This is a genomic window from Pseudoalteromonas porphyrae (genome assembly GCF_001298125.1).
GTDB lineage: Bacteria > Pseudomonadota > Gammaproteobacteria > Enterobacterales > Alteromonadaceae > Pseudoalteromonas > Pseudoalteromonas neustonica.
This window is the reverse complement of record NZ_LHPH01000007.1, coordinates 286898-301831: the sequence shown is the minus strand read 5'-3', so window position 1 is coordinate 301831 and position 14934 is coordinate 286898. Positions and strand designations below refer to the sequence as shown.

14 protein-coding genes are annotated in these 14934 nt (G+C 38.8%); 8 read left to right on the top strand and 6 right to left on the bottom strand.

Annotated features, from left to right (window positions below; translation table 11 throughout):
* Positions 1 to 394: 394 nt before the first annotated feature.
* Positions 395 to 1831 carry a sigma-54 interaction domain-containing protein gene (locus tag ADS77_RS08400; protein WP_054203320.1) on the bottom strand — a complete coding sequence of 479 codons (1437 nt, stop codon included), beginning with the start codon at positions 1829 to 1831 and terminating at the stop codon, positions 395 to 397.
* A gap of 164 nt (positions 1832 to 1995) precedes the next feature.
* Complete coding sequence (locus ADS77_RS08395) at positions 1996 to 2781, bottom strand: flagellin (protein ID WP_054453880.1); 786 nt, start codon at positions 2779 to 2781, stop codon at positions 1996 to 1998.
* A 209-nt stretch (positions 2782 to 2990) separates the two neighbouring features.
* Here ADS77_RS08395 and pseB point away from each other — a divergent pair, with 209 nt between their 5' ends.
* The 3 genes from pseB to ADS77_RS08380 are packed head-to-tail and all read left to right on the top strand — an operon-like array spanning position 2991 to position 6337.
* Positions 2991 to 3992 carry a UDP-N-acetylglucosamine 4,6-dehydratase (inverting) gene (pseB, locus tag ADS77_RS08390; protein WP_054203322.1) on the top strand — a complete coding sequence of 334 codons (1002 nt, stop codon included), beginning with the start codon at positions 2991 to 2993 and terminating at the stop codon, positions 3990 to 3992.
* Positions 3989 to 5143 carry a UDP-4-amino-4,6-dideoxy-N-acetyl-beta-L-altrosamine transaminase gene (gene pseC / locus ADS77_RS08385; protein WP_054453878.1) on the top strand — a complete coding sequence of 385 codons (1155 nt, stop codon included), beginning with the start codon at positions 3989 to 3991 and terminating at the stop codon, positions 5141 to 5143. The genes pseB and pseC overlap by 4 nt, the downstream gene beginning before the upstream one ends.
* Before the next feature lie 39 nt (positions 5144 to 5182).
* Positions 5183 to 6337 carry a Gfo/Idh/MocA family protein gene (locus ADS77_RS08380; RefSeq protein WP_316244663.1) on the top strand — a complete coding sequence of 385 codons (1155 nt, stop codon included), beginning with the start codon at positions 5183 to 5185 and terminating at the stop codon, positions 6335 to 6337.
* A gap of 5 nt (positions 6338 to 6342) precedes the next feature.
* Here ADS77_RS08380 and ADS77_RS08375 read toward each other — a convergent pair whose 3' ends face one another.
* From ADS77_RS08375 to pseI, 4 genes are read right to left on the bottom strand one after another with little or no spacing between them, the layout of a single operon-like run.
* Positions 6343 to 7872 carry a class I adenylate-forming enzyme family protein gene (locus ADS77_RS08375; RefSeq protein ID WP_054453876.1) on the bottom strand — a complete coding sequence of 510 codons (1530 nt, stop codon included), beginning with the start codon at positions 7870 to 7872 and terminating at the stop codon, positions 6343 to 6345.
* Positions 7865 to 9451, bottom strand: a complete 1587-nt coding sequence (gene pseG / locus ADS77_RS08370) for a UDP-2,4-diacetamido-2,4,6-trideoxy-beta-L-altropyranose hydrolase (protein ID WP_054453874.1) — start codon at positions 9449 to 9451, stop codon at positions 7865 to 7867. Before pseG ends, ADS77_RS08375 begins: the two co-directional genes overlap by 8 nt.
* Positions 9448 to 9696 (bottom strand): hypothetical protein, encoded by a 249-nt coding sequence (locus ADS77_RS08365; protein WP_054203326.1) that lies wholly within the window; start codon positions 9694 to 9696, stop codon positions 9448 to 9450. Before ADS77_RS08365 ends, pseG begins: the two co-directional genes overlap by 4 nt.
* A 5-nt stretch (positions 9697 to 9701) precedes the next feature.
* A complete protein-coding gene (pseI, locus tag ADS77_RS08360; protein ID WP_054453872.1) occupies positions 9702 to 10742 on the bottom strand; it encodes a pseudaminic acid synthase in 1041 nt (346 codons plus the stop codon).
* A 186-nt stretch (positions 10743 to 10928) separates the two neighbouring features.
* Between pseI and ADS77_RS08355 the strand changes: the two genes are divergently transcribed.
* The 5 genes from ADS77_RS08355 to ADS77_RS08335 all read left to right on the top strand — a co-directional run bounded on the left by ADS77_RS08355 (position 10929) and on the right by ADS77_RS08335 (position 14933).
* The gene (locus tag ADS77_RS08355; RefSeq protein WP_082355637.1) at positions 10929 to 11654 is read left to right on the top strand and encodes a cytidylyltransferase domain-containing protein; all 726 of its coding nucleotides are present in this window, start codon (positions 10929 to 10931) and stop codon (positions 11652 to 11654) included.
* 68 nt (positions 11655 to 11722) lie between these two features.
* Positions 11723 to 12670, top strand: coding sequence for an NAD-dependent epimerase/dehydratase family protein (locus ADS77_RS08350; RefSeq protein WP_054453870.1), 948 nt, complete (start codon positions 11723 to 11725; stop codon positions 12668 to 12670).
* Positions 12667 to 13272 carry an SIS domain-containing protein gene (locus ADS77_RS08345; RefSeq protein WP_082355636.1) on the top strand — a complete coding sequence of 202 codons (606 nt, stop codon included), beginning with the start codon at positions 12667 to 12669 and terminating at the stop codon, positions 13270 to 13272. Before ADS77_RS08350 ends, ADS77_RS08345 begins: the two co-directional genes overlap by 4 nt.
* Positions 13265 to 14263 (top strand): GDP-mannose 4,6-dehydratase, encoded by a 999-nt coding sequence (locus tag ADS77_RS08340; protein ID WP_054453868.1) that lies wholly within the window; start codon positions 13265 to 13267, stop codon positions 14261 to 14263. The genes ADS77_RS08345 and ADS77_RS08340 overlap by 8 nt, the downstream gene beginning before the upstream one ends.
* A 7-nt stretch (positions 14264 to 14270) precedes the next feature.
* Positions 14271 to 14933, top strand: coding sequence for a class I SAM-dependent methyltransferase (locus ADS77_RS08335; RefSeq protein WP_054453867.1), 663 nt, complete (start codon positions 14271 to 14273; stop codon positions 14931 to 14933).
* Position 14934 lies beyond the last annotated feature (1 nt).

Below are 14934 nucleotides of genomic sequence, written 5' to 3'. Positions count from 1 at the left end.
AAGCTGAGTAAAAAGAGTTTAAAGAAGAAAACCCTAGGGCGTGTTTTAGCGCGTTAGGTTAATTTTCAACAAGCAAGACATATGAGAAACAAATTTCCGTCTATGGGGTATATACCCAAGCCACCTCAAGATGCAGACTTCAGCGTTTCACAGGGGCTTAATATCAAGGCGTTACTTTGCAACAATGGCAGTCCCTTTTAAGAAGTAACAACGATGAGAGTAAGCGCCTGTGAAACGCCCAATGGGTTGGTTTAAAAGCGATTTATACTGCGTTATTGAGGTGACTTGGGTATAGTAGGCTCAGATTTATCACGCGCTTGTTTACGGTTCGCGATGTAAAATCGCTGCTACTGAGTCGAACTTCAGTTACTAAGAAGATGAAAACTACCCCGAATTAATCTCGTGATAAGTTATATTTTTTCATCTTTTCAACTAAGGTTGTACGGCGTACCCCTAAAATTTCGGCTGCACGTGCTACCACATAATCGTAACGCTCTAAGGCCTGAGTGATCAGGCTTATTTCTAATTCTGCCAAATAATCCTTTAACTCAATTCCCTCATTGGGAAGTAAATCAACTGAAGACTGACTAACTTCAACATCAGGTTCATCATCATAATCACTAAAACCTGCGCTAAAGATATCATTAAATGCATCACGTTCCATTAATTCTTCTGGGTACTGTGGTTCGTATGCTTCTACTTCAATATAACGGTATTTGGCTGGTAAATCGGGGATATCAACGACTTTATCAGGGAACATTATGACCATACGTTCCACTAAATTTGCTAGTTCACGAATATTACCTGGCCATGCATGTTCCTTTAAGCTATCAATTGCCCGCTCTGTAAATTTAGCAGTTGTACCACTTTGTTCATTTACACGACGCATTAATTCTTTCAGTAATAATGGGATGTCATCTGCGCGCTCATTAAGCGATGGGTTTTCAATTGGAAAGACATTTAAACGATAATATAAATCTTCGCGAAAGCTCCCTTGCTCAATCATCATCTCAAGGTTTCTATGCGTTGCCGCGATTACGCGAACATCAGCTTGAATTGCCTTAGTGCCACCAACCCTTTCGTAACTTCGCTCTTGTAACACACGCAAAAGCTTCACTTGCATTTGCAGCGGCATATCACCAATTTCATCTAAAAAGAGTGTTCCGCATTGAGCAAGTTCAAAACGCCCTTTACGAGCAGAAATAGCCCCCGTAAACGCCCCTTTTTCATGGCCAAACAATTCACTCTCTAATAACTCGGCAGGTATAGCACCACAATTGACTGGTACAAATGGTCCTGAGTTGCGCTTAGAAAGCAAATGTACATTACGAGCCACAACTTCTTTACCTGTGCCTGACTCACCTAATATAAGTACGTTTGCATCAGTTTTCGCTACTTGCTCAATCAAAAAACGCACATCTTTAACAGCTTCTGTTTCACCGACTAACCCATCAAAGGTTTTATGTGGTTTTGCGTGCTTATGTTCATTTGGCAGCATCCGTTGATACTGTTGGCAATCATGCAGTAATTGAGTAGTCACATCATGAGTAAACGGCTCACAGATAAGGCCGACTACATTAGCAATACTTAGTAATGGTTTAAGTGTTTCGCCAATCAATAAAAAGGGAAGTGTCGGGTATTTTTTAATTACAGCTTCATGCTCAAGGTCATTGAGTGCACCAAGAATAACCATGCACTCTTTTTTATCAAAGCTGGAACATATCTGCTCAAAATTTTGTTCATCAAGTAATTGCACCGCTTCACCAATGAAAGTAAGCGCCGCATTTAAGCCTATCGCACGATTATTATTATTATCTAAAATCAAGATCATTATTGGCGAGCCACAATTACTACAAAAAAGATTGATACATTAAATTGTAAGCGACTTTGGGAGGGATGCAAGCACTAAGCGGCAGTTTTTTGACATCAATGCCAAAAAACAGACGCCTAGTTAACTATAAGTAATACTTAATAATTACTGTTTCAATATAACGGTTATAACAAACCTAAAATAGATTCTGCAGATTGGTTTGCTTGCCCACGAAGTGCAATAGATGCTTGCGCTAAAATATCGTTAGATACCTGCTGAGAAATAGCCTGCGCATAATCGGTATCTTGAATTCGACTTTTACTCGCGGCAATATTTTCATTTTGCTCGCCCAGTCCGCGAATGGTACTTGAAAGCGTATTTTCAAATGCACCAAGCTCTGCACGCTGACTATTAATTTCATCTGCAGCTTGATCACTAATATCAATCGCAGCTTGCGCGCCAGCTTGGGTCGAAATGTCAATACCCGCAACCACGCTAGCAATACTCCCATTGCCAGGAGTTACACTTTGCGTAGTATTCGCATCTGGCCCAACTTGAAACGATACTGCCTGACCATCAAATAATGGTTTACCACCAAATGATGCATTCTCAAAGGTGTCTGTTATTTGACTTTGTAATTGCACAACTTCATCTTGTAAAGCTGCGCGATCATTATCATTCAACGCGCCACTACCTGCTTGAATAGAGAGTTCACGAATACGTGACACGGCATCATTAACTCCAGATAAATTAGATTCTGTTGCTTGTGAGTAAGAAATGCCATCATAAGCATTACTCACGGCTTGCCCATACCCATCTTGTTGGGAGGTCAAACGGTCTATAATCTGTAACGCAGCTGCGTCATCTGCCGCAGAGTTTATTTTTTTACCCGTAGCGAGTTGTTCTGCAAGCTTATTTCCAGTTTGCTGTGTTTGGTTTAAAAAACTAGTAGATGGTGATTGAATTTTCATAGCAGGCTCCGACACACTGATTGGTTAAATTATAGCTTAATTTGCCAAATTTTACACTTTGTACCATGGTTAAATTAAATTAACTTGGCATCTTGCTTGCTAACCAACTAAGTTAATAGGTAAAGTACTGAGATGTGTAATGAATTTCACTTTTGCGTATTTAACTTTTATAAACAACTACGCCAATGATAAATAACTTGGGTAACACTATGTTCGATAACAAAACAATTTTAATAACCGGTGGTACCGGATCATTCGGTAAGAAATACGTAAAAACCTTGCTCGAGCGATATAACCCTAAAAAGATTATAATTTTCTCTCGTGATGAGCTAAAACAATTTGAAATGCAACAAGAATTTAATCAACCATGTATGCGATATTTTATCGGCGATGTTCGCGATAAAGATCGCTTAAGAAGAGCCATGCGCGGTGTAAATTATGTTATTCATGCAGCAGCTCTTAAGCAAGTTCCCGCCGCTGAATACAACCCAATGGAATGCATAAAAACAAATATCAACGGCGCTGAGAATGTAATTGATGCAGCGCTGGACAACGATGTTGAAAAAGTTATTGCTCTATCTACCGATAAAGCAGCTAACCCAATTAACTTATACGGCGCCACTAAATTGGCGTCGGATAAGCTATTTGTTGCCGCCAATAATATTGCTGGCGGAAATCGCACCACATTTTCAGTTGTGCGTTACGGTAATGTTGTTTGTTCACGCGGCTCTGTTGTCCCAATTTTTCAAAAGTTTATTGAGCAAGGCCAAGATCACATCCCCATAACACATGAAGAAATGACGCGCTTTTGGATAAGCCTGCAACAAGGTGTAGATTTTGTTTTAACGAACTTTGAACGCATGTTAGGTGGAGAAATATTCGTCCCTAAAATACCGTCAATTCGCATTACCGACTTAGCTAAAGCAATGGCGCCTGACTTACCCGTTAAAATTATCGGTATTCGCCCCGGTGAAAAATTGCATGAAATTATGTGCCCATCTGATTTATGTTTTGATACCTATGAGTTTGATGATCATTTTGTGATTGCTCCTGGTATTAAATTTAGTAGCCGGTGCAATGATTTCGACACCAACGCATTAAATGAACAAGGTAAGAAAGTCGAGGTTGGGTTTGAATATAACTCTTTAAGTAACCCTCATTTCTTAACGATAGAAGAAATAGATGCTTTTAATATTCAGGCACTTATATGATCCAATACGGTAAACAATTTATCGACCAAACTGATATTGATGCGGTAGTCGATGTTTTAAAGTCAGATTGGCTCACTCAAGGCCCTAAAGTGCCAGCATTTGAAGATGCTGTTGCTAGTTATTGTAAGGCAGTGCATGGTGTAGCTGTTAATAGTGCAACATCAGCATTACACATAGCTTGTTTAGCGCTTGACGTTGGTAGTAACGATATAGTGTGGACATCCCCTATTTCATTTGTTGCTTCAGCAAACTGCGCTTTGTATTGCGGAGCTAAAATTGATTTTGTTGATATTGACTTAAACACTGGCAATATGTCAGTTTTTGAGCTTGAAAAAAAATTGCTTCTAGCAGAACAAAACAATTGCTTACCTAAGGTAGTGATCCCCGTTCATTTAGCGGGTCAATCATGCGATATGCAAGCTATTCATAAACTTGCTCTAAAATATGACTTTAAAATTGTTGAAGATGCCTCTCATGCTATAGGTGCTAAGTATTTAGATAAACCCGTAGGCTGTTGTGAGTTTTCAGATATTTGTGTATTTAGCTTTCACCCTGTAAAAATAATCACAAGTGCAGAAGGCGGCATGGCCGTCACCAATAATCAAGAGCTAGCAAAGCGCTTAAGAAAATTAAGAAGCCACGGTATCACATCTGATCCAACCGAAATGACCGAACCAAGTCATGGCCCTTGGTACTACCAACAAGTAGAACTTGGTTTTAATTACCGAATGACTGATTTGCATGCCGCATTAGGTATTAGCCAGCTAAGTAAAGTTGATGAGTTTGTTAACCAGCGCCACTTTTTAGCTCAGATATATAATACACACCTAGATCTTAATCTGATCCGCCCATTACATCAAAGTGATACCTGCTATTCCGCTTATCATTTATATATAGTTCAACTTAAAGATAGCGATATAACTCGACATAAAAACGCTATAACCCAACTTCGGGCTGCCGGGATTATTGGCCATCTGCATTATATCCCAATACATTTACAGCCTTATTATCAAGCTATGGGCTTTAGTGTTGGTGACTTCCCTAATGCTGAAAAGTATTATCAAGGTGCAATCACCCTTCCCTTGCATCCAACGTTGCAAGAGCAAGAAGTACATTTTGTACTTAACACCTTACAGCAAATCTTAAATTAAAGTTTTTAACTTTTTTGACGATATAAAACATATCATTTAATGAAACATGAGGCTGCTATGCTACACACTCACCCAACGTTCAAACTCGCTTTTATCGGTGGGGGTAACACGTCTGCGGTTGGATACGTACACTTTTGTGCAGCACACATGGATCATAAGTTTCAAGTTGTTGCTGGTGCTTTTTGTCGTAACCAAGAAAACAACAAAGCGACAGGCATTCATTGGGGTATATCTTCAGATCGTGTCTACGATGATTGGAAATACATGGTCGAAGCTGAAAAAGATCACATTGATGCGTTTGTAGTGCTCACTCCAACACCTCATCATTTAGAAGTTCTACAATACCTATTTGAAAAAAAGCTTCCTGTGATCTGTGAAAAAGCCATGGTTTGCGGCCCGAAAGAAATTGCTGCACTAAGGCCATACTATGACCCTGAAAAGCAATTTTTAGCGGTAACCTTTAACTACAGTGGTTATGCTATGGTGCGGGAGTTAAAGCACCTAATTAATTCAGGAAAGTTAGGGGAAATTCAAAAAATTCATTTAGAAATGCCACAAGAAGGCTTTCGCCGACCTCCTGATATTGCCGGTAAAACGTCGCAACCGCAAGCCTGGCGCCTGCAAGACGCTGAAGTGCCTACAATATGTCTAGATTTAGGTGTACACCTTCACCACCTAAGTAGTTTTTTATTAAATGAAGAACCAAGTCACACACTCGCAGAGTTTAGTAACCACTCTCAATATGCTAATTTAGTCGATGACGTACACATGCTCGTAAAATACGCCAGTGGCATTAAAGGTAGCATGTGGATGTCAAAAACAGCTATTGGTCATCGTAATGGGTTACAAGTTAGAATTTATGGCGATATTGGCAGTGCCAAGTGGCTACAATTAAACCCTGATGAATTAGAACTTAACTTTAACGATGGTAGACGAGAAATCCTCGACCGTGCAGGTCAATGTGATTATGCTCATCAATTTAGATATAATCGAATGAAACCAGGGCACCCAACTGGCTTTGTTGAAGCGTTTGCCAATTTATATAGCGATATAGCCCAAGATCTCGCGTCTTTTCAACAAGGTCAAACAAGTAGCAACTCATACGTGTTTGGTTTAGAGCATGCCGCTGATGGCTTAAAGCTATTTGCTGCCGCTAAACGCTCAACACAAACCTTGGGATGGGAGAGCGTGTAAGACGCCTAATGACCGCTCTCGAGATAAGCCTGCTTGATACTCGGTTTATGGATTTTACCCAATTCAGTTTTGGGTAAAGCAACCATCTCAAATAAAATGCGGGGTTGTTGGTAGTCAGTCAGTTCTTTGAGTAAATGCATTTGTAATTGGGCTTTTGCATTACTAGGCGCGTTTTTACTGCATACAAACGCTAATAAAATAACTTCACCAAATTTATCATCGTCCACCCCAAATGCGGCACACTCATCAACCCAAGGTAAGTAATTAGTCACTAACTCTATATCACTTGGGTAAACATTGATCCCACCTGATTTGATCACTTCTTTAGTACGACCAACATAATAAAGATAACCATCGCCATCAAGATAACCTAGATCGCCTGTGAAAAAATAACCCTCATCATCATAACTTTGGGCAGTTTGCTCTGGTAAATTATAGTACTGTGCAAATGCAGTAGGCGAGCAACAGGCAATTTCACCTATACTTCCTGTAGATAAAAGATGACGTTCAGAGTCACATATTTTTATTCTCAAATTTGGTAAAGGCTTACCTACACTATTAATCGGCACATTAGGTTGAGTTATATCAAAATCACTGATCACACCCATTTCTGATGCCCCGTAGCATTCATGGAAATGGCAATTTAAGGCTGATAATAGTAGTTTTTTATCGTCACTTTCAAGGGTTGCAGAAGATGATACAACACATTTCAAGCTTGTTAATTGCGCCTTTTTTAACTCAGGAAGTAAGGCCTTTAATTGGCTTGAAACAGCGAATAAAAAACTAATTTTATGAACTTCAATCGCATCAAGCCAAGCACCTACAGAAAACTTGGGTAATATAACCACACTCGCACCCAACATTAATGGCATAAGCAATGAGCGCTGTGCTAACGAATGATATAAAGGAGTTGAAACTAACACTACATCAGTTTTATCTAATTGGTAATAATGAGCCGTTGCGTCAAACGCGCGGACAATTTTGGTCGCTTGAGTAAATACGATTGGCTTAGGTTGACCCGTTGAACCAGAGGTCATTGTAAGAATAAAAGGAGCGTTAATATCTGCAAGAAAAGAATCACAATGCTCACCAGACAATGACATTAGCGAAGCCATGTCCTTTGCCCCGTCAATATGACCGCCTAACGAAATGATTTTGTCGCTAGGCAATACATCGTTTTTTACTAGTTGATTTGCAACACTTACCCATGCAATCGCGTAACTGCAATCAGCTACCTGTAACGCTTTTGATAATGCATGCCCTTTAAGCGTCAAAGGCAATGGAGCCAATGCTACTCCCAGTTTAGCTGCCGCTAATAGGCAATAAGCAAACTCTAAATTGTTTGGACAAAATAACGCCAACTTATCACCTGATTTTATGCCAAATTGTATTAAACCTGCCGCTAAATGATCTACCTTATCAATTAACTGCTGATAACATATGGATGTATTTTGGTATACGCAGGCTATCTTATCGGGTTGGCTCACTGCATGAGATTGAACTAACTGGTAAATATTATTATTATTATTATGCATTTGGATCCCACATCACAAAATTAAATTGTTCATCGGCTAAAGGGAATAACTGTTGGGTTGTAGTATATTCAACAGAGTCGATAGGCGTTGACACAAACCCCATATATTTATTGAGCAAATTGACGAATTTATTATCTTTGTGGATCACGGCAAGCCAAATAGCGTTGGGATGACTGACTTTACAAAAATCAAGCTGCCATTGAAGGGTCAACATAGCCAAATTAAAAGGCACATCATTGCGTGCTGTAAACCAACCACCATATAAATAATCATGCGAGTTTGCAGATACATACTGGTGCCATACATACATAGCAGGAATACCTATTTTCTCAACAACATACGATTTTCTTTCACTTCGAAACCACCATAAGTAATGTTCAAGCCTCGGTATATCTGCGTTAATGGTCATCTTTTGTGAATTACTTGGTAAATTCCTAGCAATTAAGTAATTATTTACATCGCTATCCTCAACCTCGCGTACTGCGTATTGCGTGGTAAGTTGGGCAATGTGGTTTGCGTCCCTTACTTGGCTACTTATGTCAGTTACGTCAAACTCCTGCGCTTGCAAAATTGCAGCAACTCTCTTTACACCTAAACCATCAACAGTAACAATTGCATTATGGCGTAGCTTTTTAATACGAGGTAAACAACAAATAAAGCCACCCAGCTGAGCGCCTAATAAACATGCTTGGGAATCTGTGAATTCATCTAGATGTAAAAAGTGCCCTAATTGCTGTAAGTGAGTTATATCATTTTCTTGATTAGCTGCGATAGAAAATGTAATTGCAGGTACTTTTAATGCAGCCAGTTCGTATAATGATGTACCCAATGCTCCAATAAATAAATCAGTATTGCGATATTCGTTTGCTATAGATAAAGGAGAACATAAAATCGTTATGTTTTTAAATTTCTCCCCAAGGCGAGTAATAACCTGTTTATTTTCAGCTTTAGGACCAACTACAAACGTAAATTGGATCTGACTATGTAGCTCATTAGGTACTGAATTAACTAATGATGCAAAAATGCTAAGATCGCCACCACCACCTAAAGAACAAAGAATATTCGTTTTATTTTTACTTTGTGAAACGTGCGTATTCAAAGTTTGGCTAAATGGGGGGGCTAATAATGAAAAGTCAGGCCCTAAAAAGTGACGAGTTTTTACTGGTGATTTTTTATCATAGCGTTTGTGGGTTAGCTCTCCCACCCACTTAGCATCGAATAAAAAATCACAATCATGATCTCTGCCTAAGTCATCAAATACCGCTAATTTTGCGCCTACACTACCAATTTGTTTTTCATATTCAATATCTAAATCGTAATGATCGAGTATTACCAAATCAGCATTTGAGGTTTTTATTACGCTTAGTAAAGTAGCAATATCTTGTTTGGACGCCGTTTTAACAAAATGTATATCATCACATATCAGCTCTTGTATAAAAGGCGCTATATCAGCTTTTTGAATATCCAAAACCAAAGTGAGGCTAGCTTGAGTATTTGACTGCAACTCAAGCAGCAACCACTTTATACGCATTAAATGGCCAATACCTAAACACGTAGAAACTCGAGCTACAATATTCATTGCTTCCTCAATAGCGTTTCAATCAAACCACCCACAGTTGCATTATTTTCATCCATGAGTTCATCAGGGCTCAGATGAATATTAGTAAGCATCTCAAGCTCCATAATCATGCTAAGAATTTCAAATGAATCAATGCTACCTGAACCAGTAAAATTAAAGTGATTAATATTTTTCTTTGAAATACTAATACCGCGTGCGATTAAAAAATCACAAAAAAAACCTTGTAATAACTCTTCATTTATCATGCTAATTATTCCATATCCTGCCAACATAGCTGTGTACCACGAGGTAAAAATAGGCGCGCCTTCCTACCAATAACATTCGGTAATTCTTTTGGGGCTAACTCACCACCACCTGGTCGAAGATTCGCAACATTATCAACGGTTAAAATCTCTCCTGATTCAATATCTTTAGTCGTGTATAAGCAACGGCGATTAGGTGAAGGTTTAAGGGGATAATGTACTGTTCCAATCGCTTTTTCGACTTGTCGAACACCATGTATTAATGCTTTAAGTTCATCTGGTGTCATTGAAAAAAAGCTATCAGCCGTTTCATCATCTTTGCTTAATACAAAATGTTTTTCGATAACATGTGCGCCAAAAGCGACTGATGCTATGGGTACATCATTACCTAAAGTATGATCTGAAAGCCCCACTGGACACTTAAAACTATCCGCTAGATGAGGAATTGTGGCTAAATTTATTGACTCTGCAGGGGCTGGATAAGTACTAGTACATTTTAATACGCACAACTCTTTCACCCCCGCTTGCTCTGCAACTTGAACCGCATCAGTTATTTCAGCAAGGGTTGCACCACCGGTTGACATGATCATCGGTTTTCCAGTTGCTGCGACTTTTCGAATCAGCGCATGATCAATCAACTCAGGTGAAGCAATTTTATATGCCGGTGAATCTAACGATTCCAATAAATCCACAGCAGAGTCATCAAATGGAGAAGAGAAAATTGTTATACCTATTTCATTTGCCAATTGGACCAACGGAGCATGAAAATCCCATGGCATATATGCACCTTCGTAAAGATCATATAAGTATTGCCCTTTCCATGGCCCAGTTGCTTCAAAGTGCGGTAATTTACAATCCATCGTTAAAGTATCTGCACGGTACGTTTGCAACTTGATTGCATCCGCTCCAGCCTCTTTAGCCGCCCTTACCAACGCCTTTGCCTGCTCTAAATCTTGCCCGTGATTAGCTGACATTTCGGCAATAATATACACAGGGTAGCCTGACCCGATAGTTCTACCATTAATGGTAATTTCAGAATTAAACGCCATTTACGATCCCTAAATTGCACTGTCAAAAACCATTACATTTAAGCAAACTTTATACCTAAACCTATTCGACTAGCTTATAAATTAATAAATCACATTGATCCAAAAGGATTTTAACCTTTAAGTTATGTGCAAGAGTGTAATGATTTGCTATATTTATCTCAATAATAATTATGATTACCATTAAACATGTCTGATGTATTAGTAATAATTCAAGCACGTATGACATCAACTCGATTGCCTGCAAAAGTGATGTTACCACTGTGTGGCAAACCCGTGTTACAAGTTATGCTTGAACGCTTACCTAGTTGGCATAAACATATCATTATTGCAACGACGAATGATGGAACTGAACAACCCATTTTAGATTTGTGCGCGCAGTTAAATATAAAAACCTATCAAGGCGACACGCACGACGTGCTAAGTCGTTATTATTTAGCTGCAAAGCATTATGGCGCAAAACCATCAACAACCATAGTCAGGTTAACCAGTGATTGCCCCTTGATTGATGAAGCGCTTTGTACGCAAGTCATTAATGAAAGAACGAGTCAAAATTATGACATGGTTAATTTAGGCCCGCACAGTGGTTACCCTAGGGGGCTAGATTGTTGTGCTTTTTCTTTCAAATTATTAGAAAATACTTATTTAAAAGCCACATCACCCGCCGATCGTGAACATGTGACGTTAGGCATGGCAAAATTTAATACCATAACGACCCACACATTCAGTGCGCATGAAGATTATAGCCACTTTCGCCTAACACTTGATGAACCAGACGATTACAAAGCAATTACCGCTGTTTATGATCATTTTTTGAATAAAGTTGATTTTTCTTATAATGATTTAATAAAAACATTAAAGGAAAACCCTTACCTCACCGATATAAATAAACACGTAGAGCAAAAATCTACTTAAGTTAGGCATAATAATTGTATGTCATTGAACATTATATTTATGACTACCAAAGAATTAGAGAATATTAAATGAATCCAAAAACAATATTAGTTACCGGTGCAACTGGCTATAAAGGAACCGTATTGGTTCCAAAGCTACTGGCTTTAGGCCATCGCGTAATCGCATTTGACACCCAATGGTTTGGTAATTTTTTGCCCTCTCATGACAACCTCTCAGTCATTAAAGGTGACGTACGCGACACTGATACGATTAACTTAGACGGTGTGGATTCTATTATTCATCTTGCTTCTATCGCAAACGATCCCTGTGGTGATTTAAACCCTAAATTAACATGGGAAGTGAGTGCGTTAGCAACTATGCGCTTAGCCGATAAAGCAAAGTGCTCTGGGGTGAAGCAGTTTATTTATGCGTCATCTGGTAGCGTATACGGTATCAAAGATGAAGAACATGTAACTGAAGACTTAACGCTTGAACCTATTTCAGAATACAACAAAACAAAAATGGTTGCAGAGCGTGTTTTACTTAGTTATGCCAGCGATATGGCGGTACAAATTGTTCGCCCAGCAACCGTATGCGGCGTATCTAAACGTATGCGTTTAGATGTTTCTGTTAATATGCTGACAATGCAAGCTCTGAAAAATGGAAAGATTACGGTTTTTGGTGGCGATCAAGTCAGACCAAATATTCATATTGACGATATCACGGATCTCTATATTTATATGTTAGATAATCCAGATAAAGTCTCAGGTGTGTTTAATGCAGGGTTTGAAAATATTTCAATTATGGATATTGCAAAAATGGTGCAGGCTAAAATAGCGTGTGAGATTGATGTAACGCCTTCAAATGACCCTCGTTGTTACCGTATTAACTCAGATAAATTACTCGCAACTGGTTTTACACCCAATAAAAATGTCGACACTGCCATTATCGAAATTATTACAGCTTACAAACAAGGTTTACTAAAAGATGAAGATCATTTTTACAACCTTAAATGGATGCAAAGAGAGGTTCTATGATTAACAACCAGCGAACCCCAGCGGTACCTAATGATTTAGTAGAAGACCTAACAACAAACTATATAGCCAGCCTAACGGCTGTGCTAAAACAGCTAGATAGCAAAAAAATTAAAATCCTTGTTGATGCTTTGCTAACTATGAAAGCAAATAATGGCACGTTGTATTTATGTGGAAATGGTGGTTCGGCTGCAAATGCAATCCACCTAGCAAATGACTTTACATTTGGTATAAGCCCGCAAGGTAATGCACTTAAAGTTGAAGCGTTACCTGCTAACAGCTCTGTTTTAACTTGCTTAGGTAATGATATTGGTTATGAAAATATCTTTGCACATCAGCTAAAAGTTAAAGCGAATAGTCATGATATTTTACTAATTTTATCTGGCAGTGGTAACTCTGAAAATATAATTAGAGCGACTCAACAAGCACTCGATATTGGTATGAAAACAGTCGGTATTTTAGGATTTTGTGGCGGTAAAGTTAAGCCTATGCTTGACCAAGTTTTCCATTTCGAAATCCAGGATATGCAAATATCAGAAGATACCCAAGTTATTGTCGGGCATATTTTAATGAAAGCTCTTTATCTGGAATTACAAAATGACTGACTCACCAATTATTGTTATAGGAAGTAATTCTTTTTCTGGCGCCTCTTTTTGCTCTCACATGCTAAAGCAAGGTAAAAGAATCCTCGCGATCAGCCGCTCTAGTGAACCCGTTAATGCCCTGTTACCTTATAAATGGCAAGATTGCCACACAACGAATCTAGCATTTAAACAACTCGATTTAAATCATCATTTAGATGACATATTAACACATATCAAACAAGAGAATGTTGGCACAGTTTATAACTTTGCAGCCCAAAGTATGGTGGGACAAAGCTGGGAATACCCAGAGCATTGGTTTATGACCAACGCAGTGTCAACTATCAAATTACACAATGCACTTCGTCAACTCGACAGTTTAGATAAATACATACATATCTCTACACCTGAAGTGTACGGTAGCTGCGAAGGATTGGTTCCTGAGCATCGGAACTACCAACCAAGCACGCCCTATGCTGTATCACGAGCTGCTGCTGATATGAGTCTTCATACATTTTCTGATGTTTATGATTTCCCTGTTGTTTTTACTAGGGCAGCCAACGTGTACGGTGAAGGACAACAACTGTATAGAATAATTCCAAAAACAATACTGTCTATATTATTAGGCAAAAAGCTACCGCTTCATGGTGGCGGCCACTCTACCCGCTCATTTATCCATATTGATGATGTGTCTAGTGCAACACAGTTAATTGGAGAGCAAGGACGTAATGGCGAAATTTATCATATTTCAACAGAGCGTATGATCACAATCCGCGCAATTGTGGAGATGTTATGCAAAATGTTAAACGTCCCATTTGAACAGACATGTGAAATAACAGGTGACCGACTTGGTAAAGACGCTGCTTACCTGCTTGATACTCAAAAAATCAGATCAGAATTACAATGGCAAGACAGTATTTCACTCGAAGACGGCCTTGCCAAAACAATTGATTGGGTCAAAAGCAACCTTGATACTCTAAAAACACAACCACATAACTATATTCATAAAGCCTGAGGTATTCATGCTAGGAAAAGAATTAGATTTATTAAAAAACTACCCTAAATCAAAAAGAGACACCAAGGGAAGAGCCAATGTAATTACCGAAGCTGATAGAGAAATTGCTCGCCAATATGGTAAAGATTTTTTTGATGGTGATCGTACCTATGGATACGGTGGTTTTAGCTACATGTCTCGCTTTTGGCAACCGGTTGTTCCTGATCTTCAATCTCACTTTCAATTAACAAAAGAAAGTTCTTTACTGGATGTAGGTTGCGCCAAAGGCTTCATGCTCTATGACCTGCAACAGCATATCAAAGGTATAAAATTAGCTGGGTTGGATATTTCTAGTTATGCTTTAGAGCATGCCAAAGAAGAAGTTAAGCACTTACTTCAACAAGGGGACGCAAAGAGTTTACCTTTCGATGACGACAGCTTTGATGTCGTTATGTCAATCAATACTATCCATAATTTAGATGAAAAAGAATGTGCTATCGCGTTACAAGAAATTGAACGTGTAAGTAAAGGAAAGTCATTTATAACTGTTGATGCCTATCGAAATGATGAAGAAAAAGAGCGTATGCTCGAATGGGCATTAACCGCAAAGACCATCATGCATGTTGATGATTGGAAGGTATTCTTTAAAGACCATGGTTACACTGGCGATTTTTACTGGTTCATACCATAGA

What these genes read in the sequence shown, in the direction of transcription:
- ADS77_RS08400 (WP_054203320.1), bottom strand. Translation starts at nt 1,831, where the DNA reads ATGATCTTGATTTTAGATAATAATAATAATCGTGCGATAGGCTTAAAT.
- ADS77_RS08395 (WP_054453880.1), bottom strand. Translation starts at nt 2,781, where the DNA reads ATGAAAATTCAATCACCATCTACTAGTTTTTTAAACCAAACACAGCAA.
- pseB (WP_054203322.1), top strand. Translation starts at nt 2,991, where the DNA reads ATGTTCGATAACAAAACAATTTTAATAACCGGTGGTACCGGATCATTC.
- pseC (WP_054453878.1), top strand. Translation starts at nt 3,989, where the DNA reads ATGATCCAATACGGTAAACAATTTATCGACCAAACTGATATTGATGCG.
- ADS77_RS08380 (WP_316244663.1), top strand. Translation starts at nt 5,183, where the DNA reads ATGAAACATGAGGCTGCTATGCTACACACTCACCCAACGTTCAAACTC.
- ADS77_RS08375 (WP_054453876.1), bottom strand. Translation starts at nt 7,872, where the DNA reads ATGCATAATAATAATAATAATATTTACCAGTTAGTTCAATCTCATGCA.
- pseG (WP_054453874.1), bottom strand. Translation starts at nt 9,451, where the DNA reads ATGAATATTGTAGCTCGAGTTTCTACGTGTTTAGGTATTGGCCATTTA.
- ADS77_RS08365 (WP_054203326.1), bottom strand. Translation starts at nt 9,696, where the DNA reads ATGATAAATGAAGAGTTATTACAAGGTTTTTTTTGTGATTTTTTAATC.
- pseI (WP_054453872.1), bottom strand. Translation starts at nt 10,742, where the DNA reads ATGGCGTTTAATTCTGAAATTACCATTAATGGTAGAACTATCGGGTCA.
- ADS77_RS08355 (WP_082355637.1), top strand. Translation starts at nt 10,929, where the DNA reads ATGTCTGATGTATTAGTAATAATTCAAGCACGTATGACATCAACTCGA.
- ADS77_RS08350 (WP_054453870.1), top strand. Translation starts at nt 11,723, where the DNA reads ATGAATCCAAAAACAATATTAGTTACCGGTGCAACTGGCTATAAAGGA.
- ADS77_RS08345 (WP_082355636.1), top strand. Translation starts at nt 12,667, where the DNA reads ATGATTAACAACCAGCGAACCCCAGCGGTACCTAATGATTTAGTAGAA.
- ADS77_RS08340 (WP_054453868.1), top strand. Translation starts at nt 13,265, where the DNA reads ATGACTGACTCACCAATTATTGTTATAGGAAGTAATTCTTTTTCTGGC.
- ADS77_RS08335 (WP_054453867.1), top strand. Translation starts at nt 14,271, where the DNA reads ATGCTAGGAAAAGAATTAGATTTATTAAAAAACTACCCTAAATCAAAA.